The sequence below is a fragment of the Streptomyces sp. NPDC015346 genome (genome assembly GCF_043078785.1).
Lineage (GTDB): Bacteria > Actinomycetota > Actinomycetes > Streptomycetales > Streptomycetaceae > Streptomyces.
On record NZ_JBIBTW010000002.1, the window covers coordinates 119,227 to 144,604 of the forward strand.

Annotated in this window: 24 protein-coding genes; 8 read left to right on the forward strand and 16 right to left on the reverse strand. The window is 70.9% G+C overall.

Translation table 11 applies throughout. The features are described from left to right. Positions 1-62: 62 nt before the first annotated feature. From ACF06X_RS06520 to betA, 4 genes are all read right to left on the reverse strand, one after another. Positions 63-1,151: a glycine betaine/L-proline ABC transporter ATP-binding protein gene (locus ACF06X_RS06520; RefSeq protein WP_392286089.1), complete on the reverse strand. Its 1,089-nt coding sequence runs from the start codon at positions 1,149-1,151 to the stop codon at positions 63-65. Between the two features lie 20 nt (positions 1,152-1,171). Next, positions 1,172-2,641 carry an aldehyde dehydrogenase family protein gene (locus tag ACF06X_RS06525; RefSeq protein ID WP_392286090.1) on the reverse strand — a complete coding sequence of 490 codons (1,470 nt, stop codon included), beginning with the start codon at positions 2,639-2,641 and terminating at the stop codon, positions 1,172-1,174. A 111-nt stretch (positions 2,642-2,752) separates the two neighbouring features. Further along, a complete protein-coding gene (locus ACF06X_RS06530) occupies positions 2,753-3,589 on the reverse strand; it encodes a 5,10-methylenetetrahydrofolate reductase (RefSeq protein WP_392286091.1) in 837 nt (278 codons plus the stop codon). A gap of 3 nt (positions 3,590-3,592) precedes the next feature. Next, on the reverse strand, positions 3,593-5,263 hold the full coding sequence (gene betA, locus ACF06X_RS06535) for a choline dehydrogenase (protein ID WP_392286092.1): 1,671 nt from the start codon (positions 5,261-5,263) through the stop codon (positions 3,593-3,595). 202 nt (positions 5,264-5,465) lie between these two features. Here betA and ACF06X_RS06540 point away from each other — a divergent pair, with 202 nt between their 5' ends. Continuing rightward, positions 5,466-6,212 carry an IclR family transcriptional regulator gene (locus ACF06X_RS06540; RefSeq protein ID WP_392286093.1) on the forward strand — a complete coding sequence of 249 codons (747 nt, stop codon included), beginning with the start codon at positions 5,466-5,468 and terminating at the stop codon, positions 6,210-6,212. 1 nt (position 6,213) lies between these two features. Here the strand turns inward: ACF06X_RS06540 and ACF06X_RS06545 are convergent, their stop codons facing one another. The 5 genes from ACF06X_RS06545 to ACF06X_RS06565 form a co-directional block, all read right to left on the reverse strand. Further along, complete coding sequence (locus tag ACF06X_RS06545; protein ID WP_392286094.1) at positions 6,214-7,344, reverse strand: aromatic ring-hydroxylating dioxygenase subunit alpha; 1,131 nt, start codon at positions 7,342-7,344, stop codon at positions 6,214-6,216. A gap of 148 nt (positions 7,345-7,492) precedes the next feature. Continuing rightward, the gene (locus ACF06X_RS06550) at positions 7,493-8,656 is read right to left on the reverse strand and encodes an NAD(P)/FAD-dependent oxidoreductase (protein WP_392286095.1); all 1,164 of its coding nucleotides are present in this window, start codon (positions 8,654-8,656) and stop codon (positions 7,493-7,495) included. Then, entirely contained in the window at positions 8,653-9,015 is a 363-nt protein-coding gene (locus ACF06X_RS06555) for a bifunctional 3-phenylpropionate/cinnamic acid dioxygenase ferredoxin subunit (RefSeq protein ID WP_392286096.1), read from the reverse strand. Before ACF06X_RS06555 ends, ACF06X_RS06550 begins: the two co-directional genes overlap by 4 nt. Before the next feature lie 215 nt (positions 9,016-9,230). After that, entirely contained in the window at positions 9,231-9,860 is a 630-nt protein-coding gene (locus tag ACF06X_RS06560) for an MBL fold metallo-hydrolase (protein WP_392286097.1), read from the reverse strand. Next, on the reverse strand, positions 9,860-10,945 hold the full coding sequence (locus ACF06X_RS06565) for an S-(hydroxymethyl)mycothiol dehydrogenase (RefSeq protein WP_392286098.1): 1,086 nt from the start codon (positions 10,943-10,945) through the stop codon (positions 9,860-9,862). The genes ACF06X_RS06560 and ACF06X_RS06565 overlap by 1 nt, the downstream gene beginning before the upstream one ends. 226 nt (positions 10,946-11,171) lie before the next feature. Here ACF06X_RS06565 and rpmF point away from each other — a divergent pair, with 226 nt between their 5' ends. Both rpmF and ACF06X_RS06575 read left to right on the forward strand, forming a co-directional pair. Then, complete coding sequence (gene rpmF, locus ACF06X_RS06570; RefSeq protein WP_132918099.1) at positions 11,172-11,342, forward strand: 50S ribosomal protein L32; 171 nt, start codon at positions 11,172-11,174, stop codon at positions 11,340-11,342. Positions 11,343-11,348: 6 nt separating this feature from the next. Beyond that, complete coding sequence (locus ACF06X_RS06575) at positions 11,349-12,509, forward strand: GTP-binding protein (RefSeq protein ID WP_392286099.1); 1,161 nt, start codon at positions 11,349-11,351, stop codon at positions 12,507-12,509. Between the two features lie 106 nt (positions 12,510-12,615). Here the strand turns inward: ACF06X_RS06575 and ACF06X_RS06580 are convergent, their stop codons facing one another. From ACF06X_RS06580 to ACF06X_RS06590, 3 genes are read right to left on the reverse strand one after another with little or no spacing between them, the layout of a single operon-like run. Next, positions 12,616-13,365, reverse strand: a complete 750-nt coding sequence (locus ACF06X_RS06580; RefSeq protein ID WP_392286100.1) for a succinate dehydrogenase/fumarate reductase iron-sulfur subunit — start codon at positions 13,363-13,365, stop codon at positions 12,616-12,618. Continuing rightward, positions 13,362-15,308, reverse strand: coding sequence for a fumarate reductase/succinate dehydrogenase flavoprotein subunit (locus tag ACF06X_RS06585; RefSeq protein WP_392286101.1), 1,947 nt, complete (start codon positions 15,306-15,308; stop codon positions 13,362-13,364). The genes ACF06X_RS06580 and ACF06X_RS06585 overlap by 4 nt, the downstream gene beginning before the upstream one ends. A gap of 1 nt (position 15,309) precedes the next feature. Further along, entirely contained in the window at positions 15,310-15,936 is a 627-nt protein-coding gene (locus tag ACF06X_RS06590; protein ID WP_392286871.1) for a succinate dehydrogenase, read from the reverse strand. Between the two features lie 156 nt (positions 15,937-16,092). Here ACF06X_RS06590 and ACF06X_RS06595 point away from each other — a divergent pair, with 156 nt between their 5' ends. Further along, positions 16,093-16,980 (forward strand): LysR family transcriptional regulator, encoded by an 888-nt coding sequence (locus tag ACF06X_RS06595; protein WP_392286102.1) that lies wholly within the window; start codon positions 16,093-16,095, stop codon positions 16,978-16,980. Positions 16,981-17,052: 72 nt separating this feature from the next. Here the strand turns inward: ACF06X_RS06595 and ACF06X_RS06600 are convergent, their stop codons facing one another. From ACF06X_RS06600 to ACF06X_RS06610, 3 genes are all read right to left on the reverse strand, one after another. Next, positions 17,053-19,218, reverse strand: a complete 2,166-nt coding sequence (locus tag ACF06X_RS06600; protein WP_392286103.1) for a putative bifunctional diguanylate cyclase/phosphodiesterase — start codon at positions 19,216-19,218, stop codon at positions 17,053-17,055. Continuing rightward, positions 19,215-20,027 carry an SAM-dependent methyltransferase gene (locus ACF06X_RS06605; protein ID WP_392286104.1) on the reverse strand — a complete coding sequence of 271 codons (813 nt, stop codon included), beginning with the start codon at positions 20,025-20,027 and terminating at the stop codon, positions 19,215-19,217. Before ACF06X_RS06605 ends, ACF06X_RS06600 begins: the two co-directional genes overlap by 4 nt. A gap of 267 nt (positions 20,028-20,294) precedes the next feature. Continuing rightward, complete coding sequence (locus ACF06X_RS06610) at positions 20,295-21,332, reverse strand: SCO0930 family lipoprotein (protein ID WP_392286105.1); 1,038 nt, start codon at positions 21,330-21,332, stop codon at positions 20,295-20,297. 203 nt (positions 21,333-21,535) lie between these two features. Here ACF06X_RS06610 and ACF06X_RS06615 point away from each other — a divergent pair, with 203 nt between their 5' ends. The 3 genes from ACF06X_RS06615 (at position 21,536) to ACF06X_RS06625 (ending at position 23,667) form a co-directional block, all read left to right on the forward strand. Continuing rightward, positions 21,536-22,087, forward strand: coding sequence for a hypothetical protein (locus tag ACF06X_RS06615; protein WP_392286106.1), 552 nt, complete (start codon positions 21,536-21,538; stop codon positions 22,085-22,087). A gap of 19 nt (positions 22,088-22,106) precedes the next feature. Beyond that, positions 22,107-22,871 (forward strand): DUF4239 domain-containing protein, encoded by a 765-nt coding sequence (locus tag ACF06X_RS06620; RefSeq protein ID WP_392286107.1) that lies wholly within the window; start codon positions 22,107-22,109, stop codon positions 22,869-22,871. Positions 22,872-23,097: 226 nt separating this feature from the next. After that, entirely contained in the window at positions 23,098-23,667 is a 570-nt protein-coding gene (locus ACF06X_RS06625) for a hypothetical protein (RefSeq protein ID WP_392286108.1), read from the forward strand. A 143-nt stretch (positions 23,668-23,810) separates the two neighbouring features. On the opposite strand, the gene ACF06X_RS06630 is transcribed toward ACF06X_RS06625, so the two are convergent. Further along, entirely contained in the window at positions 23,811-24,344 is a 534-nt protein-coding gene (locus ACF06X_RS06630; protein ID WP_392286109.1) for a hypothetical protein, read from the reverse strand. 377 nt (positions 24,345-24,721) lie between these two features. On the opposite strand from ACF06X_RS06630, the gene ACF06X_RS06635 reads away from it, so the two are divergent. Then, on the forward strand, positions 24,722-25,372 hold the full coding sequence (locus tag ACF06X_RS06635) for a class F sortase (RefSeq protein ID WP_392286110.1): 651 nt from the start codon (positions 24,722-24,724) through the stop codon (positions 25,370-25,372). Positions 25,373-25,378: the final 6 nt, after the last annotated feature.

Genomic DNA, 25,378 nt, shown 5'->3' on the forward strand with positions numbered 1-25,378 from the left:
CCCTTCGACGGGAGCGGCCGGCTCGGGGGCCTGTGTCTTCCCGGGTTTCTCGACGGCGACGGTCATCGCGCGCCGCCTTCCCGCCCGGCGACCACCGCGAGGATCTCCTCGTCGCCGACGATGCCTAGCAGCGTGCCGTTCTCGACGACCTTGACCGGCTTCTCGGCGGCCAGTACGGCCCGGGTGGCCTCGCGCACCACGACGTCCGGGCCCAACTCGGGGCCGTCCAGCGCGTCTTCGGGGCGCGCCGGACGCATGATCCAGCGCAGGGTGAGCACGTCACCACGCGGCACGTCCTTGACGAACTCGCGGACGTAGTCGTCCGCCGGGGCGCCGACGAGTTCGTCGCCGGTGCCGCACTGGACCATCTTGCCGTCGCGCATGATCAGGATGCGGTCGCCCAGCTTGAGTGCCTCGGAGAGGTCGTGGGTGATGAACACCATCGTCTTGCCGACCTCGTGGTGCAGCCGGATGACCTCGTTCTGCATGTCGCGGCGGATCATCGGGTCGAGCGCCGAGAACGGCTCGTCGAAGAAGAGCACGTCGGGATCGCCGGCCAGCGCGCGGGCCAGGCCGACGCGCTGCTGCATACCGCCGGAGAGCTGGTCGGGGTAGGAGTTCTCGTAGCCCGCGAGGCCGACCAGTTCGACGACCTCCTGGGCCCGCCTGGTGCGCTCGGCCCTGCCTAGGCCCCGGATCTCCAGACCGAAGGCCACGTTCTCGACGACGCGGCGGTGCGGCAGCAGACCGAAGTGCTGGAAGACCATGGAGAACTTGCGACGTCGCAGTTCGCGCAGGCGGGCCGGATCCGCCTCGCGGATGTCCTCGCCCTCGAAGACCACCTCGCCCGCGGTCGGTTCGATCAGCCGGGTCAGGCAGCGCACCAGCGTGGACTTGCCGGAGCCGGACAGGCCCATGACCACGAAGACCTCGCCGGGCGAGACGTCGAAGTGGACGTCCCGTACGGCGGCGGTGCATCCGGTACGGTCCATGAGCTCGCGGCGGGTGAGCCCGCACAACTCCTCGGACTCCGGCACCTGCTCGGCCTTCGGCCCGAACACCTTCCACAGCCTGCGCACGGAGATGACCGGGGTGGGGCCCGAGTCCTGGGGCGTGCCGCGCCGCTGCGGCACCTCGGTCTGTGTGGTCACGTTCGACCTTCTTTCGGCGTTCAGCCGCGGAACCAGTGCTGCGGCCGAGGTTGGATGTTCTGCCAGATGTGTTTGGGCTCTCGGTACTCGTTCAGGCCGGTCGGTCCCAGCTCGCGGCCCACGCCCGAGTGCCCGAAGCCACCCCATTCCGCCTGCGGCACATAAGGGTGGTAGTCGTTGATCCACACCGTGCCGTGGCGCAGCCGCCGGGCGACCCGCTGGGCCTTCCCCGCGTCCTGCGTCCACACCGCGCCGGCGAGTCCGTACTCGGTGTCGTTGGCGATGCGTACGGCGTCGTCCTCGCCGCTGAAGCGCTCCACGGTGAGCACGGGCCCGAAGGACTCCTCGTGCACCACCCGCATGTCCTGCCGGCACTCGTCGAGCACGGTCGGCGGGTAGTAGTGGCCGCCTCCCAGGGCCGGATCATCGGGCCGGGCGCCGCCACAGCGCAGTACGGCGCCCTCGGCGAGGCCGGCCGCGACGTATGCCTCGACCTTCTCCAGGTGCTGCGCGGAGATCAGTGCTCCGGTCTCGGCCGCGGGGTCGAAGGGCCCGCCCAGCCGGATCTGCCGGGCGCGGCGGACCACCTCGTCGACGAACGCGTCATGCAGCGAGTCCTCGACGATCAGCCGGGCTCCGGCCGAGCAGACCTGCCCCGAGTGCAGGAAGACGGCCGTGAGGGCGAAGTCGACGGCCGTCTCGAAGTCGGCGTCGGCGAAGACGACGTTGGGATTCTTGCCGCCCAGCTCCAACGCGACCTTCTTCACGGTCGCGGCGGCGGTGGCCATGATCCGCTTGCCGGTCTCCAGGCCTCCGGTGAAGGAGACCATGTCGACGGCGGGGTCCTCGGACAGCGGCGCGCCGACCTCGGGCCCGGTGCCCAGGACGAGGTTCGCGACGCCGGCCGGGAGTCCGGCCTCCTGAAGTGCCTTCATCAGCAGGATGGAGGTGGAGGGGGTGAGCTCGCTGGGCTTGAGGACGATCGTGTTACCGGCGAGCAGCGCCGGAGCGACCTTCCAACTGGCCTGCAACAGCGGGTAGTTCCAGGGCGTGATCAGTCCGCACACGCCGATCGGCTCGTACACGACGCGGCTCACGGCGTCGTCCCGGCCCGTGTCGATCACACGGCCGGCGTCGGCGCCGCCGAGGCCGCCGTAGTAGCGGAAGCAGGAGACGACATCGGCGATGTCGTACTCGCTCTCCACCAGCCGCTTGCCGGTGTCCAGGGACTCGGCGCGGGCGAACTCCTTGGCGTCGCGCTCGATGATGTCGGCGGTGCGCAACAGCAGCGCGCCGCGCTCCCGCTCGGGGCTGCTCGGCCATCGCCCCGCGTCGAAGGCGCGCCGTGCCGCGGCGATCGCCGCCTCGGTGTCGGTACGCGTGCCCTCGGAGACGGTCGCGGCGAGGGTCCCGTCAGCGGGACATCGGATCTCCCGGTGACCGCCGGCCACCGCGTCCCGCCATTCGCCATCCATGTACAGGTCTGCCACGCGACGAGCCTTTCCATAGAACGCCGTTGCGCATCATGCACCCAATTGCTTGTGGTGGAACACAGTGTCGAATGGGCGTGCCGGCGTCAAGAGGTTGGCGGATGACGATGTTCAGCCGCTCGACCGGTCCAGCAGCGCGCGGCGCCACCGCTCCGTCTCGGCGATCTGGTTGAACGTGAACAGGTGCAGGCCGGCCACCCCGGCCGAGGGCGCCGTGAGGAACTCCTCGGTACGGGACAGCAGCCGCTCGGGGGCATACCCTCCGGGCGCCGCGAAGCGCACGAACCACGAGGTGTGCTTCGTCAGGAAGCGCGTCGACTCCCCCACCCCGATCTTCGTGGCCGTCGCCAGCAGCTTCGCCCGCTGCACGGGCCCCGCGACACCCACATGGACCGGCAGGGTGACGTCCCGGCGCCGTATGCGAACGAGCCACTCCCCCAGCACCCGTGGGTCGAAGCACAGATTGCTCACGATGTACGTGGCGTGCTCGCGCTTGTCCCACATCGCCTGGACGGTGACGTCGTCGGGGATGAGCGGATGGCTCTCGGGGTAGCCGGTGATCCCGACGCGGGCGAAGGGGCTGCCCAGCTCGCTCAGTCGGCGGAGCACCGGGAGCGCACCGTCGTAGGCGCCGGCGGGCGGGTCGGAATCGCCGGCCGGGACGAACACGTCGTCGACGCCCGCCTCGAGGAGCCGGCCCGTGACCTCCTTCAGGTGCAGGTCGTCCCGCAGCAGCCGGGCCGGCACGTGCGGGACGACCCGGTAGCCCTGCGCGGCGAGCCGGGAGGCGAGGTCGAGGGTCGGCTCCAGGCCCTTGACCGGCGACGCCGTCACGGTGACGACGACGTCGCGCGGGACATGGGCGAGGACCTTGTCCTCGGTCGCCTTCGCGGGCAGCACCTCGTAGCGGACGCTCTCCAGCAGCGCCCTCAGCCCTGTCGCGCTCACCACCTAGTCCGTCTGCCTCTGGACGTCACGATGGCGGTGGTACACGGCCTTCGACGGCGCCTGCGGCTCCTTGCCGAGGATCAGGTCGGCGGCCTTCTCGGCGACCATCATCACCGGGGCGTAGATGTTGCCGTTGGTGACGTACGGCATCACCGACGCGTCGACCACGCGCAGGCCCTCCACGCCGTGGACCCGCATGCTCGTGGGATCGACGACGGACATGTCGTCGGTGCCCATCTTGCAGGTGCAGGACGGGTGCAGGGCGGTCTCGCCGTCCTTGGCCACCCACGCGAGGATCTCCTCGTCCGTCTCCACCGACGGTCCGGGCGAGATCTCCCCGTCGTTGTAGGGAGCGAGCGCGGGCTGGTTGAGGATCCTGCGGGCCACCCTGATCGCCTCGACCCACTCACGGCGGTCCTGCTCGGTGGAGAGGTAGTTGAACCGCAGCGCCGGGTGCTCGCGCGGGTCCCTGCTCTTGATCTTCACGGAGCCGACGGCGTCGGAGTACATGGGCCCGACGTGGACCTGGTAACCGTGGCCGCCGGCGGGAACGGAGCCGTCGTAGCGGACCGCGATGGGCAGGAAGTGGAACATCAGGTTGGGGTAGTCCACGTCCTCGTTGCTGCGGGCGAAGCCGCCGGCCTCGAAGTGGTTGGTCGCGGCCGGGCCCTTCCTGAACAGCCACTGCAGTCCGATGAAGGGGGCCCGCCACTTCGCCAGGTACGGCTGCATGGAGACGGGTTGCTTACAGGCGTACTGGATGTACACCTCCAGGTGGTCCTGCATGTTCTCGCCGACCCCCGGGAGGTCGTGGACGACGTCGATGCCGAGCGCGCGCAGCTCCTCGGCGTTGCCGACGCCTGAGAGCTGGAGCAGCTGCGGGGAGTTGATGGCACCGCCGCACAGGATGACCTCCCTGGCGCGGACCTGCTGGAGCGCACCCTTGCCGCGCTGGTACTCGACGCCGACGGCTCGCTTGCCCTCGAAGAGGACGCGGGTGACGGGGGCGCGGGTCCGGACGGTGAGGTTCGGCCGCTTCATCGCGGGCTTGAGGTACGCCTTCGAGGCCGACAGCCTGCGGCCGCGATGGACGTTGCGGTCGAACGCGGCGAAGCCTTCCTGCCGGTAGCCGTTGACGTCGTCGGTGGGGGCGTATCCCGCCTCCTGGGTGGCCTTGAGGAAGGCCCCGAACAAGGGATTGGCCGCCGGGCCGCGCTCCAGGACGAGGGGGCCGTCGTGGCCGCGGAACTCGTCGTCCGGGTCGGCCGCCAGGCAGTTCTCCATCCGCCGGAAGTACGGCAGGCAGTGCGCGTAGTCCCAGGTCTCCATCCCGGGGTCGGCCGCCCAGCGCTCGTAGTCCATGGGGTTGCCGCGCTGGAAGATCATGCCGTTGATGCTGCTGGAGCCGCCCAGCACCTTGCCCCGCGCGTGGTAGATGCGCCGGCCGCCCATGTGGGGTTCGGGCTCGGACTCGTACTTCCAGTCGTAGAACCGGCTGCCGATCGGGTAGGTCAGCGCCGCGGGCATGTGGATGAAGACATCCCACGGATAGTCCGACCGGCCCGCTTCCAGTACCAGCACCCGGTTCGCCGGGTCCGCGGAGAGCCTGTTCGCCAGTGCACTGCCGGCGGAACCGCCGCCGACGATGACGAAGTCGTATTGGAGGGAAGCCATAGTGCCTCGTCTCGCTCGCGCCGTAGATATGCGAGGCATGGTAGACCCGGTCGCGCGATACGCACCAGGTTGCGGACGGCGCAACTTTCACGACTTCGTTCCGGCGTGTCCCACTGGGAGGGAAGTTGTTTACTACGCGTATAGTTTCACTGTGAGCAACCATAGCCCTGACACAGAAACGTCAAGTCCGCAGACCGGCGGCGTGCAGTCCGTCGACCGCGCCATCAGCGTCCTGGAGATCCTCGCGCAGCGTGGCGAGGCGGGCGTCAGCGAGGTCGCGGCCGAGATCGACGTGCACAAGTCCACGGCCTTCCGCCTGCTCGGCGCCCTGGAGGTGCGCGGTCTGGTGGAGCAGGCCGGTGAGCGCGGCAAGTACCGGCTCGGCTTCGGCATCGTCCGCCTGGCCGGCGCGGTCACCGGCCGTATCGACATCACCCAGCAGGGCCGCCCGGTCTGCGAGCGTCTCGCCGAGGAGCTCGGCGAGACGGTGAACATCGCCGTGATGCAGGAGCAGTATGCGATCAACCTGTACCAGGTACGCGGTCCGGGAGCGATCACCGCGCACAACTGGGTCGGTCAGCTGACCCCCCTGCACGCCACCTCCAGCGGCAAGATCCTGCTGGCGCACATGCCCGCGAAGGAGCGCGCCGCGCTGCTGTCCGCCGCCGGCCTGAAGAAGGTCACCCCGCACACCATCACCGCGAAGACGAAGCTCGAGAAGAACCTCGCCGAGGCTCGCGAGCGGGGCTACGCCTTCACTCTGGAGGAGCTGGAGCTCGGCCTGCACGCGATGGCCGCCCCGGTGCGCGACCGGGACGGCCGGGTCATCGCGGCACTCAGCGCCTCCGGACCCGGATACCGGTTGACCGAGCAGCGCCTGCACGAACTCTCCCCGGTCCTGCGCAAGGGCGCCGACGAGATCAGCCACCGGATGGGCTACCTGGGCTGAGTCACCCCTGAGGGCTGCCCAGGCGCTCGTCCACCCAGTCGTGGAACGCGCCGATGTGGTGCTCGCTGGGCACCAGCACGCCGCCCTTGGCATACATCCGGGAGCTCATTCCGGGCTGCGTGCGCTCACAGGCGTCGAAGTCCTGCCGGTTGACCCGGTCGAAGAGTTCCACGGACCGGCTGACGTCCTTGCCGCTCTCCACGACATGCGGCAGATACAGCCAGTCGCACTCCACGACCGTGCGGTCCACCGCCACCGGGTACATCCGGTGGAAGATCACATGGTCGGGCACGAGGTTGATGAACACCTGAGGCCTGACGGTGATCGCGTAGTAGCGGCGGTCCTGGTCCTCGGCGACCCCAGGGATGCGGTCCAGACCCTCGGAGCCGTCCACCGTGAAGCCCTGGATCTCCTCACCGAACTCCGCGCCGTGTCCCACGTAGTACTGGGCGGCGTAACCATCCGCGAACTCCGGGAGCACCTCGGTGAGTTCGGGGTGGATCGTGGCACAGTGGTAGCACTCCATGAAGTTCTCGATGATGAGCTTCCAGTTGGCCTTCACGTCGTACGTGATCCGCTTGCCGACGGAGAGGTCGTCGATGCCGTAGCGCTCGATCGACTCCAGGTCCCCGAGCCGCTCCACGACCGCGCCCCGCACGTCCGCCTCGAAGGAGGGCGGGTTCTCCGCGAGGCACACCCACACATAACCGAGCCACTCCCGCACGGCCACGTTCACCAGGCCGTACTCGGTCCGGTCTATGTCCGGCATCGACGTCAGGTTGGGCGCCGCGACCAGCTTGCCGTCCAGGCCGTACGTCCAGGCGTGGTACGGGCACTGGAAGGCCCGCTTCACCTCGCCGGACCCCTCGGTGCACAGCTTGGCCCCGCGGTGCCGGCAGACGTTGAAGTAGGCACGGATGCTGTTGTCCCTGGCCCGGGTGACGAGGATGCTCTCGCGGCCCACGTCGACGGTGCGGAAGGCACCGGGCTTCGCCAGCTCGGAGGCGCGCGCCACGCAGAACCACATGGTCTCGAATATGCGCTCCTGTTCCTGGGCGAAGATCACCGGGTCCGTGTAGGAGGAGCCGGGGAGGGTGGCGATCAGGCTGTCCGGCAGGCTGGTCGAGCTCACGGTGCACTCCTCGGGAGAACGTCGTGGAGGGGTCATTCACGCGCCGGGAAGAGCGACTCCGGACGGCGTTGTGTATCGAGCAACGCTGCGTTCTCTACGCAACCGCAGCATGGGATGGCGCTGGAGCGGTGTCAAGATGCGGGCGATGTCAGGACGCGGCGGCGGCGAGCTGCTTGCGCATCCGCGTGAACAGCCGCGGCTGGTTCATCCCGAGTACGGCGACCGGGTCTCCGGCCCGCCGGTAGACGGCCAGGACGTCGCGGTCGTCCACGGTGCCCGCCTCGATGGTGACGCTGTCCGCGCCGGCCGCGTGACCGGCGAACTGGATCTTCACGCCGTACTGGTCGGACCAGAAGTACGGTGGCCGGGGCGCCCTCGGTTCCACCGCACCGCCCGACAGGAGCGTGGCGATCGCGGCGTCAGGGCGCTCGCGCGCGCCGGTCCAGTGCTCGACGCGGCGATGGCAACCCGCCCGTGGGTCGTACCAGTTGGCGCAGTCACCGACCGCGACCACGCCGGCCAGGCTGGTACGGCCGTCGGCGCCGCACCTGACGCCGTTGTCGAGAGCGATGCCGGAACCTGCCAGCCACTCGACGTTCGGGCGGGCGCCCACACCGACCACCACCATGTCAGCGGGGATGCTGCGGCCGTCCTCCAGCAGGACGGCGTCGACTCGGGTCTCCCCACTCAGCCCCTTGACGCCCACCCCGCACTCCAGTCGTACGCCGTGGTCGGCGTGGAGGGCGGAGACGACGGCGCCCATGGTCTCGCCGAGCGGTCCGGCGAGCGGTGTCGGGGCGGCCTCGACGACGGTGACGTCGAGGCCGAGGGCGTACGAGGTGGAGGCGACCTCGGCTCCGATGAAGCCTCCGCCGATCACCACAAGCCGTCCGCCGCGGGCCAGTTCGTCCCGCAGGGCGCGGGCGTCGTCCAGGGTGCGCAGCGTGTGCACTCCGGCCAGGCCCTCGCAGCCGGGGAGCGTGCGTGCCGCGGCGCCCGTCGCGATGACGACTCCGTCGGCCGCCACCTCCCGTCCGTCACCGAGCCGGACGACACGCCGCGCGTGGTCGAGTCCGGTGGCGCGGACGCCGAGCAGCCACTCCGCCCGGAGGTCTTCGTCGTCGGCCTCCAGCGCGAGTTCGGCTTCGCCGAGCGTGCCGGCCAGGAACCCCTTGGACAGCGGGGGCCTGTCGTACGGGCGGTGGAGCTCGTCCCCGACGACGATCAGCCGGCCGTCGTAGCCCTGCTTGCGCAGTGAGCGAGCCGCCGACAGTCCGGCCAGCGAGGCGCCGACCACGGCGACCGTCCTCACGCGGGACCTCCGGCGAGCCGGGCCGAGACGCAGGGCGGCAGGTTGGGCGCCTCGGTGGACAGACGGACGTGGATCACTCCGTCCTCGACGACGACCTCGTGCGTCCGGACCGGAAGCTTGGCCGGCGGGGCGTCGACCGCGCCGGTCCTGAGGTCGAACCTGGAGGCATGCAGCGGGCATTCCACCTCACAGCCTTCCAGCCAGCCGTCGGCGAGCGACGCGTCCTGGTGGGTGCAGGTGTCGTCGATGGCGAAGAGTTCGCCATCGTCGGTGTGGAACACCGAAACCGGCGGATCGATGTCCAGCCGGTGGGCCTCGCCTCGGGGGAGGTCCTCGAGACGGCACGCGGGAATCATCATGACACCTCGGTGCGTATAGCGAAACGGATTGCGGAAAGCGCAACATCAGTCTGAGGTCGCCCAGAATCCTTGTCAAGGCGTCCGGAGGCCACTCAGGACCGCCCCTTTTGTTGCTCCACACGCAACTTCACTCACAAAGAACAACAACAGCCCGCCGTTTCGGCTCGCGATGGCCGCGAGCCGAAACGGCGGGCATGTGAGGTCGCCCGCGGGCGTCAGAAGCCGCGGTCGATCCACTCCTGGAGGTGCGGAGCCTCGGCCCCGACGGTGGTCGTGTCCCCGTGTCCGGTGTGCACGACGGTCTCTGCGGGCAGTGTCAGCAGCCGGTCCCGGATCGACTCGACGATGGTCGGGAAGTGGCTGTACGACCGTCCTGTGGCCCCCGGCCCGCCGGCGAACAGCGTGTCGCCGCTGAAGAGCGCCGCGAGGGCCGGTGCGTACAGGCAGACCGCCCCGGGGGCGTGGCCGGGCGTGTGCAGCACGGTCAGCTCGACACCGGCCACCGAGAGGACCTGGCCGTCGGCCAGTTCGGCGTCCGGCGCCCGGTCCGGATGGGTCTGCTTCCACAGCGGCAGGTCGTCCGGGTGGAGGAGGACCGGAGCGCCCGTGCGCGAGGCGAGTTCGGGCGCGGCGTCGATGTGGTCGTTGTGGGCGTGCGTGCACACGATCGCGGTGAGGCGCCGGTCGCCGACCGCTCGGACGATGGCGTCGGCGTCATGGGCGGCGTCGATGACGACGGCCTCGTGGTCGTCGCCGATGATCCAGACGTTGTTGTCGACGTCCCAGGCGCCGCCGTCGAGCGAGAACGTCCCCGAGGTGACGAGGCGTTCGACGCGGGCGGCCATCAGAGGACCACCACCGAGCGCAGGACATCGCCGTGGTGCATCCGCTCGAAGGCCTTATCGACCTCGTCCAGCGCGATGGTCTCCGTGACGAAGGCGTCAAGGTCCAGCCGGCCCTGGAGGTAGAGGTCGATGAGCATCGGGAAGTCGCGGCTCGGCAGGCAGTCGCCGTACCAGGAGGACTTGAGCGCGCCGCCGCGTCCGAAGACGTCGAGGAGCGGGAGTTCGAGCGTCATCTCGGGGGTGGGCACGCCGACGAGGACGACGGTGCCTGCGAGGTCGCGGGCGTAGAACGCCTGCTTGTACGTCTCCGGGCGGCCGACCGCCTCGATGACGACGTCGGCGCCGAAGCCGCCGGTGAGCTCGCGGATCGCCTCGACGGGGTCGGTGGAGCGGGAGTTGACGGTGTGGGTCGCGCCCAGCTTCGAGGCCGTCTCCAGCTTGCGGTCGTCGATGTCGACCGCGATGATCTTCGCCGCACCGGCCAGGTTCGCCCCGGTGATCGCCGCGGCCCCGACACCCCCGCAGCCGATGACGGCGACCGTGTCGCCCCGGCCGACGTTTCCGGTGTTGATGGCCGCGCCGATGCCCGCCATGACGCCGCACCCCAGCAGACCGGCGGCGGCCGCCGACGCGGCCGGGTCCACCTTCGTGCACTGCCCGGCCGCGACCAGCGTCTTCTCCGCGAAGGCGCCGATGCCCAGGGCCGGCGACAACTCCGTGCCGTCCAGCAAGGTCATCTTCTGCTTGGCGTTGTGGGTGTCGAAGCAGTACCACGACTCCCCGCGCCGACAGGCACGGCACTGGCCGCATACCGCACGCCAGTTGAGGATCACGAAGTCGCCGGGCGCGACATCGGCGACCCCCTCCCCCACCGACTCCACGATGCCCGCGGCCTCATGGCCCAGCAGGAACGGGAAGTCGTCGTTGATGCCCCCCTCGCGATAGTGCAGGTCGGTGTGGCAGACCCCGCAGGCCTCGATCTTCACCAGTGCCTCACCCGGACCCGGGTCAGGCACGATGATCGTTTCCAGGCTGACGGGGGCGCCCTTGCCCCGCGCGACGACAGCACGGACCTGGTGCGTCATGGCCACTCCTCGGCTGGTCGAGACTTGAATTGGCGTTGCTCATTACGGCACACATCTCACGTGTCGCAACACAGCATGAGGGAGCGCCGAACGGGGGTCAAGGAGCGCGACGAGGTTCCCGGGACCGCCGGGACCGCGCGGCAACACGGGGTCGGGCGCCGGATTGAGAATGGGATCCATTTTCATATAGCCTCTCCGGGTCAGAACCGGACCAAGGAGTCTCACGATGGCCGTCCCCAAGCGGAAGATGTCCCGCAGCAACACCCGCCACCGCCGCGCCCAGTGGAAGGCGACCACGCCGCAGCTGGTGCCGGTCACCGTCGACGGCGTGGTGTACCAGGTCCCGCAGCGCCTGGTGAAGGCGTACGAGCGCGGCCTCATCCACCCGGAGGGCTGAGCGCTCATGACCTCCACCGACCGGCTGCCCGTGACCGTGCTCTCCGGGTTCCTCGGGGCCGGGAAGACCACGCTGCTCAACCATGTGCTCGGCAACCGTGAAGGGCTGCGGGTCGCGGTCATCGTCAACGACATGAGCGAGGTCAACATCGACGCGGCGCTCGTGCGCGACGGCGAGGCGGCCCTGTCCCGTACCGAGGAGCGGCTGGTCGAGATGACCAACGGGTGCATCTGCTGCACCCTGCGCGACGACCTGCTGGAAGAGGTCGACCGGCTCGCCCGCGAAGGCCGCTTCGACTACCTGCTCATCGAGTCCAGCGGCATCTCCGAGCCCATGCCGGTCGCCGCGACGTTCTCCTTCCCCCGGGACGACGGGGCCACCCTCGGCGACCTCGCCCGCCTGGACACGATGGTGACCGTCGTGGACGCAGCGAACTTCCTGACGGAACTCGGCGGCGGCGACGAACTCGTCGCGCGCGGCCTCGACCAATACGAGGACGACGAGCGCACCGTCAGCGACCTGCTCATGGACCAGGTCGAGTTCGCCGACGTCATCGTGCTCAACAAGCTCGACCTGGTGGGGCCGGACGAGGCGCGCCGGCTGCGCGCCACGCTGTCCCGGCTGAATCCGGAGGCGCGGATCGTCCCCGCCGTACGCGGGCAGGTCCCCCTCGAACACCTCCTGGGCACCGGCCTGTTCGACGTGGAGAAGGCGCAGCAGGCCCCCGGCTGGGTGAAGGAGCTCAACGGCGACCACGTGCCGGAGACCGAGGAGTACGGCATCTCCTCGCTGGTGTTCCGGTCCGACCTGCCCTTCCACCCCGGACGGCTGTGGGCGTTCGTCACCAAGGGCCTCGACAGCGGTACGTTCGGACGCGTCCTGCGCTCCAAGGGATTCTTCTGGCTCGCCAGCCGGCCCCGGGTGACCGGACTGTGGTCCCAGGCCGGCGCCGTCGCCCGGTTCGAACCGTCCGGCGCTCGCGGCCCGGAGACCACTCAGGGCCAGGAACTGGTCTTCATCGGCACCGGCCTGCGCGCCGACGCCCTCCGGGCGGCCCTCGACGCCTGCCTGCTGGTGCCCGGCGAGACGGTTCCCGCCGAAGACGACTTCCCCGACTGGGAGACGTACGGCATCGAGGACGCCTGCGAACACGAGCAGGCGGCCTGAAACCCCAGCCCCGCACACTCCGGGCCGGACGGTGGTCGCAGCCACGGCACCGTCCGGCCCGGCCCCTCTTCCAATCGTGTGCCGCCGGGCCGGAGACCGGATCCCCCTACCTGCGGCCGGACTTGCGCTGGGCGCGCAGCCACTCCTTGTTCATCGCCGCGATCGACGGGAGCGGGATGCCCTTCGGGCAGGCCGTCGCGCACTCCCCCGTCAGCGTGCAGCCGCCGAAGCCCTCCGCGTCCATCTGGCCCACCATGTCGAGGACCCGTGTCTCCCGCTCCGGCGCGCCCTGCGGCAGCACGTTGAGATGGTTGATCTTGGCCGAGGTGAAGAGCATCGCCGAGCCGTTGGGGCAGGCCGCCACGCACGCGCCGCAGCCGATGCATTCGGCGTGCTCGAAGGCGAAGTCGGCGTCCGCCTTGGGGACGGGGGTGGCGTGGGCCTCGGGAGCCGCGCCGGTGGGGGCGCTGATGTAGCCGCCCGCCTGGATGACGCGGTCGAAGGCGGAGCGGTCGACGACCAGGTCCTTGACGACCGGGAAGGCGGCGGCGCGCCACGGTTCGACGTCGATGGTGTCGCCGTCGCGGAAGGACCGCATGTGGAGCTGGCAGGTCGTGGTCCGCTCGGGGCCGTGGGCGTCGCCGTTGATGACGAGGCTGCAGGCGCCGCAGATGCCCTCGCGGCAGTCGTGGTCGAAGGCGACCGGGTCCTCACCGCGCAGGATGAGTTCCTCGTTGAGGGTGTCGAGCATCTCCAGGAAGGACATGTCGGAGGAGATGCCGTCCACCTCGTACGTGGACATGGCGCCGTCGGCGTCGGCGTTCTTCTGGCGCCAGACGCGCAGGGTGAGCCTCATGCGTAGCTCCGCTGGGTGGGGTGGACGTACTCGAAGACGAGGTCTTCCTTGTGCAGGACGGGGGCGTCGCCGGTGCCTCTGAATTCCCAGGCGGCGGCGTACGAGAACTCCTCGTCGCGCCGGGCGGCCTCACCGTCCGGGGTCTGGGACTCCTCGCGGAAGTGGCCGCCGCAGGACTCGGCGCGGTGCAGGGCGTCGAGGCACATCAGCTCGGCGAGCTCCAGGTAGTCGACGATCCGGTTGGCCTTCTCCAGCGACTGGTTGAACTCCTCGCCGGTTCCCGGGACCTTGACGCGGCGCCAGAACTCCTCGCGGATCTGCGGGATGCGGTCGAGCGCCTTGCGCAGGCCGTCCTCGGTGCGGGCCATGCCGCAGAACTCCCACATGAGTTCGCCCAGTTCGCGGTGGAAGGAGTCGGGCGTCCGGTCGCCGTCCACGGCGAGGAGCAGGTGGAGGCGGTCCTCGGTCTCGGCCAGCACCTCGCGCACCACGGGGTGTTCGTCGGTGAGCGGTTCGCTCGACGGATGCCGGGCCAGGTAGTCGTTGATCGTGGACGGCAGGACGAAGTAGCCGTCGGCGAGGCCCTGCATGAGCGCGGAGGCGCCGAGGCGGTTCGCGCCGTGGTCGGAGAAGTTGGCCTCGCCGATGGCGAACAGGCCCGGCACGGTGGTCTGGAGGTCGTAGTCGACCCAGAGCCCGCCCATCGTGTAGTGCACGGCGGGGTAGATCCGCATCGGCACCTCGTACGGGTTCTCGGCGGTGATCCGCTCGTACATCTCGAAGAGGTTGCCGTACTTCTCCTCGACGGCCTTGCGGCCCATCCGCCGGATGGCGTCCGTGAAGTCGAGGTAGACGCCCTGGCCGCCGGGGCCGACGCCGCGTCCCTCGTCGCAGACGTTCTTTGCGGCGCGGGAGGCGATGTCCCGGGGGACGAGGTTGCCGAAGGAGGGGTAGATCCGCTCCAGGTAGTAGTCGCGCTCGTCCTCGGGGATCTCGGCGGCCGGCCGGGTGTCGCCCTTCGCCTTCGGCACCCAGATCCGGCCGTCGTTGCGCAGCGACTCGCTCATCAGCGTCAGCTTGGACTGGTGGTCGCCGGTGCGCGGGATGCAGGTGGGGTGGATCTGGGTGAAGCAGGGGTTGGCGAAGTACGCTCCGCGCCGGTGGGCGCGCCAGACGGCGGTGGCGTTGGAGTTCATGGCGTTGGTCGACAGGTAGAAGACGTTGCCGTAGCCGCCGCTCGCCAGGACCACCGCGTCCGCGTAGTGGGTGGAGATCGCGCCGGTGACCAGGTCGCGGGCGACGATGCCGCGGGCCCGTCCGTCGACGACGATCAGGTCCAGCATCTCGGTACGGGCGTGCAGCTCGACGTTGCCCGCGGCGATCTGGCGGGACAGCGCCTGGTACGCGCCGAGGAGGAGCTGCTGGCCGGTCTGGCCGCGGGCGTAGAACGTACGGGAGACCTGGACGCCGCCGAAGGAGCGGGTGTCGAGCAGTCCGCCGTACTCGCGGGCGAAGGGGACGCCCTGGGCGACGCACTGGTCGATGATCTCGACCGAGATCTGGGCGAGGCGGTGGACGTTGGACTCGCGGGCGCGGAAGTCGCCGCCCTTGACGGTGTCGTAGAAGAGGCGGTGGACGGAGTCGCCGTCGTTGCGGTAGTTCTTCGCGGCGTTGATGCCGCCCTGCGCGGCGATGGAGTGGGCGCGGCGCGGGGAGTCCTGGTAGCAGAACTGGACGACGTGGTAGCCCTGTTCGGCGAGGGTGGCGCCGGCGGAGCCGCCGGCGAGGCCGGTGCCGACGACGATGACGGTGTGCTTGCGGCGGTTGGCCGGGTTGACCAGCCTGGCCTGGAAGCGGCGGGTGTCCCAGCGCTCGGCGACCGGCCCGGCGGGGGCCTTGTGGTCGACGACGGGGGCGCCGACCTCGTAGTCGAGGTAACTCATGTCAGCTCACCACTCCGGTCATGACGGCGACGGGTACGGAGACGAAGCCCACGGTCAGGGCGAGGGCCAGACCGTTGGCGAGGATCTTGAGAAGTCGTTCCCGGCGGGCGTTGCCGACGCCGAGGGTCTGGGCGGCGCTCCAGAAGCCGTGGCGGACGTGCAGGCCGACGGCGAGCATGGCGACGATGTAGATCACGTTGCCGTACCAGGTGGAGAAGGTGTCCACGACGTTCTGGTACGGACGTCCCTCCTGGAAGCCGCCGGGGTGCGCGGTGCCGGTGGTCAGGTCGAGGATGTGCCAGACGATGAAGAGGGCGACGATGACGCCGCCCCAGCGCATGGTGCGGGTGGCGTAGCTCGCCTTCTTCCGCCGGTGGACGTAGGCGGTGGGGCGGGCCCTGATGTCGCGCCGGCTGAGCTGGTACGCGGAGACGGCGTGGGCGACGACGGCGGCGAGCAGCACGATCCGGACGAGCCACAGGGCCCAGGAGTGGTGCAGGACGGGGGCGCCCATGGTGCGCAGCCAGTGGCCGTACGCGTTGAACTCCTCCGGGCCGAAGAAGACCTTGAGGTTGCCCATGACGTGGGCGACGAGGTAGCCGAGCATGAGCAGGCCGCTGACGGCCATGACCGTCTTCTTGCCGATCGTCGAGGACCAGAAGCCGCGGGAGCGGGTGGGCGGCGGGGGTGCCGTCTTGGTTGCCAGAGCCATGGGGTCGACGCTAGGGGCGAAGGGCCCGAGAGGTCCAAGACATGGTTCGGCTCATCTCGATAGGCTGAGCCTATGCAGTTCCAGCAGCTTCTCTACTTCGTCGCCGTGGCCGAGACCCGTCACTTCACTCGGGCCGCGGAGCGGGTGCATGTGTCGCAGCCCTCGCTCTCGCAGCAGATCCGCGCCTTGGAGCAGGAGCTGGGGGCGGAGCTGTTCAGCCGGGCCCGGGGGAACATCGCGCTCACCGACGCCGGTGAGGCGCTGCTGCCGCTCGCCCGGCGGATCCTCGCCGACACGGACACGGCCCGGCAGGAGGTGCAGGAGCTGGTGCAGCTGCGGCGGGGACGGGTGCGGCTGGGCGCGACACCGAGCCTGTGCACGGGTCTGCTGCCGGACGTGCTGCGCGCCTTCCACGATCTGCACCCGGGGATCAGGCTGCAGATCGAGGAGAGCGGCTCCCACGATCTCGTACGGGAGCTGGCGCGGGGCGCGCTCGATCTGGCGCTGGTGGTGCTGCCGCTGCCGACCCCGTCACCGGCGCTGACGACGGTGGAGCTGCTGCGCGAGGACCTGGTGGTGGTGTCGAGCTCGGCGGCGCCCGCGCCCCGGCGGCCGGTGCGAATCGCAGACCTGCGGGACCAGCCGTTGGTGATGTTCCGGCACGGCTACGACCTGCGCGAGCTGACGGTGGCCGCCTGCCGGGCGGAGGGGTTCGAGCCCTCGTTCACGGTGGAGGGCGGCGAGATGGACGCGGTGCTGGGTTTTGTACGGGCGGGCCTGGGGGTCGCCGTCGTACCGGCCATGGTCGCGGCCCGGGCGGGCCGCGACCTGCGGGTCACGGCCCTGGCCCGGCCGGGGCTGCGGCGCACGATCGCCCTGGCGCACCGCAGTGACGTGGCCCCGCCGCGCGCCGCCCGCGAACTCCAGCGCGTCCTCCTGGCCTCCCGCACCACCACGTGAGCGGTGGGTCGCGGGGCCCCGGGGCCCCGGGCCGGGCCTTGAGGGGCCGGGGCCCGGGGGGCCCAGCAGCCGCTACACCGCGTCCGCCAGGACCAGGGAGTGGATGCGGTCCGGGGCGCCCGGGCGGGCGTAGTACCAGCCCTGGGCCGTGTCGCAGCCCAGGTCCCGCAGCTGCTGCGCCTGCGCGCCGGTCTCCACGCCCTCCACCGTCACCGCCAGCTCCAGGCTGTGCGCCAGCGAGACGATGCCCTCGACGATCTTGAGATCGACCGGGTCCGCCGGGTGCCGCTGCATGCCCTGGGTGAAGGACCGGTCGAGCTTGAGGACGCTCACCGGCAGGCGGCGCAGGTTGGCGAGGTTCGAGTAGCCCGTGCCGAAGTCGTCCAGGGCGATGTCCACGCCCATCTCGGCGAGCTGCCGCAGCGGCTTCAGCAGGTCGTCGTCCGCGCCGATCAGCGCCGACTCGGTCACCTCCAGGCAGAGCGCGCCCGGTTCGAGCCCGGAGCGCTCCAGGACGTCGACCGTGTCGGCCACAAGCCGCGGGTGGTGCAGCTGGGTCGGCGAGAGGTTGACGTTGATGCGCAGCGGGCCGCCGTCGGAGTGCCGGGTCTGCCAGAAGCGGGCCTGGCGTACCGCCTCCTGGAGCACCCAGCGGCCCAGCGGCACGATCAGGCCGGTGTTCTCGGCGAGCGGGATGAAGCGGTCGGGCCCCAGCACCCCGTGCTGCGGATGGCACCACCGTACGAGCGCCTCCGCGCCGTGCACGCTGCCGTCCCCGAGGTGCACCAGCGGCTGGTACTCGATGAAGAACTCGCCGCGCTCCAGGGCGGCCGGCAGCGCGGTGGTCAGCCCGTGCCGGGTGATCGCGCGGGCGTCGGCCTCCGCGTCGGCGAACTCGAAGCGGTTGCCGCCCGCCGACTTCGCCCGGTACATGGTGATGTCGGCGCTGCGCAGCACCTCGGCCGGGGTGCGCTCCCCCGTCGGCCCCTCGACGACGCCGATGCTGCCCCGCACGCGCAGTTCGCGGCCGTCGATCCGCACGGGCACGGTGAGCGTGGTGAGGATACGGTTCGCCAGGTCGACCACGTTCCGCTCGGTGCCGGGGCCGGTGGTGAGGGCGACGAACTCGTCGCCGCCGAGCCGGGCCACCATCTCCCCGGGGGCGGTCGCGCAGCTCTGGAGCCGGTCGGCGACCTCGACGAGCAGCCGGTCGCCCGCCGCGTGGCCGAGGCTGTCGTTGATGGCCTTGAAGCCGTCGAGGTCGAGGTAGCAGAGCCCGAAGCGGGCACCCTGGCTCTGGGAGAGCGTCTTCTCCAGGCGCTCGAAGAACAGCGTCCGGTTCGGCAGTCCGGTGAGCGCGTCGTGGGTCGCCTCGTAGCGCAGCCGCAGGTTGAGCAGCCGCCGCTCCGTGGTGTCCTCCATCAGCGCGAGCTGGTACTGCGGGAGACCGTCGGCGTCGCGCAGCAGCGAGACGGTGAGGTTGGTCCACAGGACCGTGCCGTCGCCCCGGTAGTACGGCTTCTCGACGCGGTAGTGCTCGCGCTCGCCGCGCACCAGCTCGCCGTAGAGCTTCCACACGTGCGGGGCGTCCTCGGGGTGCGACCAGTCCCGGACGTTGCGGCTGCGGACCTGGTGCTCCAGGCCGCCGAACATCCGGGTCAGGGTCTCGTTGACCTCCAGGATGTTGCCGTCGAGGTCGGCGATGCCGATGCCGATCGCGGCGCCCTCGAAGACCGCGCGGAAGCGGGTCTCGGTGGCGTGCAGCGCGAGTTCGGCGGCGCTGCGGGCGGCAAGCGCGGAGCGGGCTATGGACTCCTGCTCGGCCAGGGTCCGTTCGCGCAGGGCCTGAGTGAAGCCGGCGGCCATGGCGTGCTGCAGCCGGGAGCAGCGGGCCCGCAGTTCCTCGGCGGGCAGCTCGTCCTCGCTGCCGCAGTACAGCACGAGGTACGAGTCGACGACGCCGAGGCTACGGCTGAGGGCGTCCGGGTCCGTGACGTGCGCGGCCACCAGCGCGGCGCCGGTGCGGTGCGCGGCCGCCGTGTCGAACGGCCGGTCGTGCAGCGCGGCGCGCAACTGGCGGGCGAGCGGCAGGAGATGGTGCTCGAACTCGGCCCGGGTCAGCGAGGTGGCGGTCACCGGGAAGATCGCCCGGCTCCAGATGGTCGCGAACCGCCTGAGTCTGTCCTCGAGGCCGTCCGGTTCCGCGTCCGAGCCGGACGACTGCGACGGCACCTTCACGCCTTGCGCCCCACCCCTGCGAAGCCCGAGAAGGCGTACGGATCCTCCTCCTCGAGGGGAACGTCCGGGCGCCAGCGGGGCATGGACACGAGCCCCGGCTCGACCATCTCACAGCCGTCGAAGAAGCGGGCGATCTCGGCCTGGGAGCGCATGACGAGGGGGTTGCGGATGTTGCGGTAGACCTCGACCGTGCCGCCGGCCTGTTCCTCCGTCAGCGGGATGCCCTCGTAGGAGGCGTGGGTCAGGATGACGAGGCTGCCGGGCGCCAGGGCTTCGAGGAGTTCGGCGACGGCGGCCCGGGGTTCGTCCTCGTCCTCCAGGAAGTGCAGCACCGCGACGAGCAGCAGCGCCACCGGCCGGTCGAGGTCGAGGAAGGAGCCGGCCTCGGGGCTGCTCAGGATCTGCTGCGGCTTGCGCAGGTCGGCCGAGAGGACGGTGGCGCGGTCGTTGCCCTCCAGGACGGCGCGGCTGTGTGCCACGGCCACCGGGTCGTGGTCGACGTAGACCACGCGCGCCTCGGGGCAGGCGGCCTGGGCGACCTCGTGGACATTGCCGAACGTCGGTATGCCGGAGCCGATGTCGAGGAACTGGGTGATGCCGCCGTCCACGGCGTAACGTACGGCGCGGCGCATGAAGGCACGGTTCGCCTGCATGATCTTGGGCAGTCCCGGCATGAACTCCATGGCCTTGCGGGCCGCTTCGCGGTCCACTTCGAAATTGTGCGAGCCGCCCAGATAGAAGTCGTACATACGGGACACGCTCGGAACCGAGATATCGATACCCGGCGGGGCCCAGGCGGGACGCTCCATCAATGTCTCCAACAAGTCGCCACGGGGGATGCGGCCATGTGTTCGCGGCCGGTGTTCGAGCCGAGGCTACTGATCGCCCGCCGGGAGAGCGAGTAGAAACGGAAATTAGCGGTCCGTTCTTGGTCACACGCCATTGGCACGTGCGCCGGAAACGCCGAGATCACGCCTTCGGCCCGTGCAAATTCACGTGCATATGGACGTGCGCCGGCCCGCCGTCACGCGAGGAGGTGACGGCGGGCCGGCCGGCCGGAAGCGCGGCGGGGGGGACTACTTGGGCGCTCCGACCAGCTTTCCCTCGGGGGACACGGCGTACCAGGTACCGCCCACACCTTGGCCGTTGGTGTCTCCGGGCGCCTTGTCGCCGGCGAAGGTGTAGAGCGGCCAGCAGTCGATGGTCTGCTGTTTGATGCCGTCGGGCCGGCTGAAGGTGACGTATCCCTTCGTGGAGATGCCCTCGGTGTCGTTCTTGTCGACGGGGGCGACAACCGGCCACTTCTCCAGGCAGGGGCCGACACAGGCCGTCTTCATGGGCCAGGCGGAATCCTTCTTGAAGCGGTAAACCGTCATTCCGCGCGAATCGACCACGATGTCGCCGAGTTGGGGGTCCTTGCGCACGGAGAGACCCGCGGCCTTCTCGGCGGAATCGTCGCCACCGCCGGCGCCCTCACCCTCCTCGCCGTCCCGCTCCGCGCCCTCCTCCGTGCCCTCCTGCGCCGCGCCGCCGGTGGCCGGTGCCGCCTTCTTCCCGTCCGGGGCGGCGGCGAACCAGGTGCCGCCGACACCCTGGCCGTTGATGTCTCCGGGCTTGGTGTCCTTGGCGTACCGGTACATCGGCCAGCCGTCGAGGGTGAGTTGCCTGCTGCCGTCGGCGCGGGTCACCTCGCCGAGCAGCGCGGGGTCGACGCCGGCCGGCGGCTTGGCGCCCGAGGGGCTGACGACGGGCCACGCGTCGGCGCACGTGCCCTCGCAGGTGGCCCGCGGCGGGTCGGCGGAGTCCTTGTCGAAGCGGTAGAGGGTGAACCCCTTGCTGTCGGTGACCACCTTCCCGAGCGTCTTGGTGTCGGAGGCGACGAGCTGGCCCGCGGGCTCGGCGGCGCCGTCGGCGCTGCCGGAGCCGTAGCCCCCGGAGGGGTATCCCTCGGAGCCGTTGCCGTAGGCGTTCTCCGCGGGCGCTCCGGCCGGCTTCGCCGCGCCCGCCGGCTGGCCGCCGAGCGACGACTCGCCCTTTTCCTGACCACACGCCGTCGTCAGCGCGAGCACGGCCGCGGCCGTCAGGGCGAGTGCCGCGTTCCCCCAGGTCTTCATGTCGACTTCCCTTGCCTCGTGACTTGTCGGAGTGGCGTCGGCGCCGTTCCCGGCATGGGGTACGGGGCGTGGGGGCGTCGTGCTCAACGAGCGCGGAAATTTCCGCAGGAACGTCAATCCAGCGCTCCTCGAAAACCCCTCCATCCGGGGAATCCGGGCCGTTCCCCGCGTGCGGCGCCCGGATTGTGATCATGCTCATCGGCGTGTCTCTGTACGGATCGTTCCTCGCGCGCCCGCTGGCGGCCGCCGCGCTGCTGTGGCTGCTGGCCGCACCGGTGCCCGCCGCCGCCGACGCCTGCGCCTACGCCACGACCGGGCCCGGCGGCTCGAACACCTCGGTCGCGGTCATCGGACCGGGCGCGTGCTCGCCCACGCCGACTCCTCCTCCGCCACCGGAACCGGCGCCGCGGCCGACGACGCCGAAGCCGGTGCCGCCGAAGCCGGTGCCGCCGCCCGCCCCGGCGCCCGAACCGCCCCCCGCGCGCGCGGATCCACCGCCACCGGCGAGGCCTGCCCCGCCACCGCCCCCACCGCCCCCACCGGCGCCGCCCCGACCGGCCCCCACCCCACCAGCCCCTTCGCCCACGCCTTCCTTACGCCCACCACCGCCGGCCGCCACCCCCGTGGCACTGCCCGCCTACCGCCGGGCCGCGCGGCCCGAACCCGAGAACGGCCCCTCGCTCGTGTCCCTGACGCTGCTGGTCACCGCTCCCGCGGTGCTCGCGACCGCGCTGCTGCGCCCCCGCTCCCGCTGAGCCCCCGCCGGAGGAAACCATGTCGGAATGGCTTGTCCTGACCATCGCGATGGCCGCCGCGTGCGCCGTCGTCCTCACCATCGTCGTCATCAACAACCGGAGGATCCCCGACGACGACGATCCCAGCGAGACCCCCGACGTCATGGAGTACATGACGATGATGATCGGCGTGGTGTACGCGATCGTCCTCGGCCTCGCCATCGCCGGCGTCTGGGAGGCCCGCAGCGCCGCCCAGGAGACCGTGCGTCAGGAGGCCCAGGCGCTGCACGAGATCTCGGAGCGCGTCGAGGTGTACCCGGCCGACGTCCGCGCCCGCATCCGCGCCGACATCGACGCGTACGTGGCGTACGTCGTCGACGACGAGTGGCGTCACATGTCCGAGAAGGGCGAGCTCAGCGAGCAGGGCACCGAGCTCCTCCAGCAGGTGCGCCGCGGCGTGACCGACTACCGGCCGGCCGACGACCACGAGGGACAGGCCTACCAGCCCCTGGTCGACCAGGTCGCGGCGGTCGACGACGCCCGCAACGCCCGGGGCCAGAGCGCGGGGGCGACGATGCCCGGCGTGGTGTGGTTCGGCCTGATCATCGGCGCGCTGGTGACCGTCGGCCTCATCTTCACCCTGCAGATCCGGCGTACCGGCCGTGAACTGCTGCTCGCGGGCCTGTTCAGCGCGCTCATCGCCTTCCTGCTCTTCCTGATCTGGGACTTCGACGCGCCGTTCGGGCGCGGGATCTCGGCGACGGCCACGCCGTTCACCGACCTCTTCCCGCACCTCACGGAGTGAGGCGGGGCCCGGCGGTGCGGGCCCCGCGGGTGGGGGCCGACGGGTGCGGGGCGGGGCCGGGTGCGGGGCGCGCGCGTGGGCCACTCGGGTGACACCGGTGCCCCATTCGCCCGCCTGGGATCGCGGCTGTGATAGAGGGCTTCTAGCGTTTCGGGCATCGAGGTGCATGTCATGACCTATGCGGAAATCCCTTCCGCGGCTGCTCCTCGGGGACCCGGAGGTTTCCATGCGCGCGATACGTGCCGCGTCCACTGCCCTGCTGGGGGCGGCCGCCCTCGCCCTGGCCGTTCCCGTCGCCGGCGCGGCGGACGGCGCCCCCGCACCCCACCCGCAAGGCGTCCAGGCCGCGCGGGCGAAGGCGCCGGGCGACTTCGTCGTCTCACCCTCACTGGTCGCGCCGGGCGGACGGGTGACGCTCAGCGCGCCCGGCTGCCGCAGTACGGCGACCGCGTCGTCGGGCGTCTTCGACACCGTCACCATCGCCCCGGGCGCCACGGCCACCGCCGTGGTGGACTGGGACGCCCGGCGGGGTGCCGTCTACACGGTCACCTTCAACTGCACCGGCGGCATCTCGGACACCGTCAACCTGACCATCAGCGGCACCACCGCGAGCCCGACCGTCAGCTCCACCGTCCTGACCCCTCCGCGGGGCGTGCAGGGCGGCCTGGGCGGCTCGATCGGCGGGGTCGAGGCGTGGACGCTGGCGGCCGGTACCGGTCTCGTCATCGCCGCGACCACCGGACTCGTCCTCGTCCTGCGGCGCCGGTCGAACCTCGACCGGGGCCGGCGCCACTGACGGCGGGGAGGGTGCCCGCCACCGGCGCTCCCCCACCGCCCGACCCCCGCACCACCCCCGCACGAAGCCCGTCGCCCCCGATTCCTGACGTCACAGGATTCGGGGGCGACGGGCGTGTACGGCCGACCGGGAGGTTCGGCCGGTCAGACCGTTCCGCCGCTCATACGGCGCCGGCGCGCGAGGAACATGCCCCCGCCCAGCGCGGCCGCGGCGACGAGCGAGCCGCCGACGGCCATCTCCGTGGAGCTGGGCGCGAGCGAACCACCGATGCCGCCCGTGGCACCCTGGCCGGCCAGCACACGGAACCGCTGGGTGAACACCCGGTTGGGGCTGGTGCAGTGGACGGTCAGGGTGTGCTCGCCGATCGTGGCGTTGTTGTGGATGCGGGCGACGGCGCTGGAGACCCCGCCGAAGGGCGCGGAAAGGGAGACGGTCGGGAAGGCGGCGGACGAGACGGTGCCTCCGGCGCAGCCCTTCACGGTGATCGTGAGGGTCGACCCCTGGTGGACCGCGGAGGGGGTGACGGTGACGTTGTGGGCGCCGTCACCTCCCCGCTGGACCGCGGAGGAGCCGACAGTGACAGTGCCGGGACCGTTGGTGGCGGCGGCGAGGGGGGCCGCGAGCCCGACCGCCGCGATCGCGGTGGCGGCCACCGCCAGAGTGCGTGCAGCACGCATGGTTGAACCTCCAGTGGAAGACGCCCCAAAGCGGTGCCCCGGGAAATTCGACGAGTACGCCTTCCATGACGAACCATCACAAGCGCGGACGACCTGCGCATCTCGGCACTGGTCCACCCCGGTGAGGCGACACGCCGGGGAATGGACCGGTGAACCTGACGGAGCCGCAGGTCACAGACCGTCAGGATGCTTATCCGATGATCACTCGTATAGGCCATCGTCCTCGTCACCCGGCCCGCCCTGAGGTACGACTGAGCTCCGGCGCGCACCGGACGGCCGTCACGCGGCCCCGGCGCGCCCGCCACCCGTTCGCCTTTCCCTGATCGCCGGTCCGGCCCGCCGCCCTTACCGTTCTGACGACCCACGAAGGGAGAACCATGAGCCCCAAGGACTTCAGCGTCTTTGAGCCGAGAAGACGCCAACCGTGGGGCGTCCTGGCTCTCGTCATGCTGTCCGGCCTGGCGATGGTGCGCAATGGAGTCGACGTCGAGATGGGCCCGCCGCAGCCCGCGGCCGCCGCCGCTCCCGACACCCGCCCGACCGGGGCTCCGTCCACCAGCGGCCTGGCACTGCCGCACGCCCCCGCCTCCCGGATCAAGATCCCGTCCATCAGGGTCACCGCCCCCCTCACGGACGTGGGCCTGGACGAGAACGGCTGGATCGCGGCGCCGCCGCCGGAGGACCCCAACCTGGCCGGCTGGTACCAGAACGGCATCGCGCCCGGGCAGCGTGGCACGGCGGTGATCGTCGGCCATGTCGACAACGCGGCGGGCCCCGCGGTCTTCTACAGCCTCGGCTCGCTGGACAAGGGCCAGCACATCGAGGTGGAGCGGTACGACGGCCGGGTCGCCGTCTTCGAGATCTACGGCGTCGAGGTCTACTCCAAGAACAACTTCCCCGGCGTCCAGGTGTACGGCGACACCGGAGAGCCCGAGCTCCGGGTCATCACCTGCGGCGGCGGCTACTCCCGGGCGCACGGCTACGACGGCAATGTCGTCGTCTACGCCCGCATGGTCGGCTCCCGCTGACGGCGC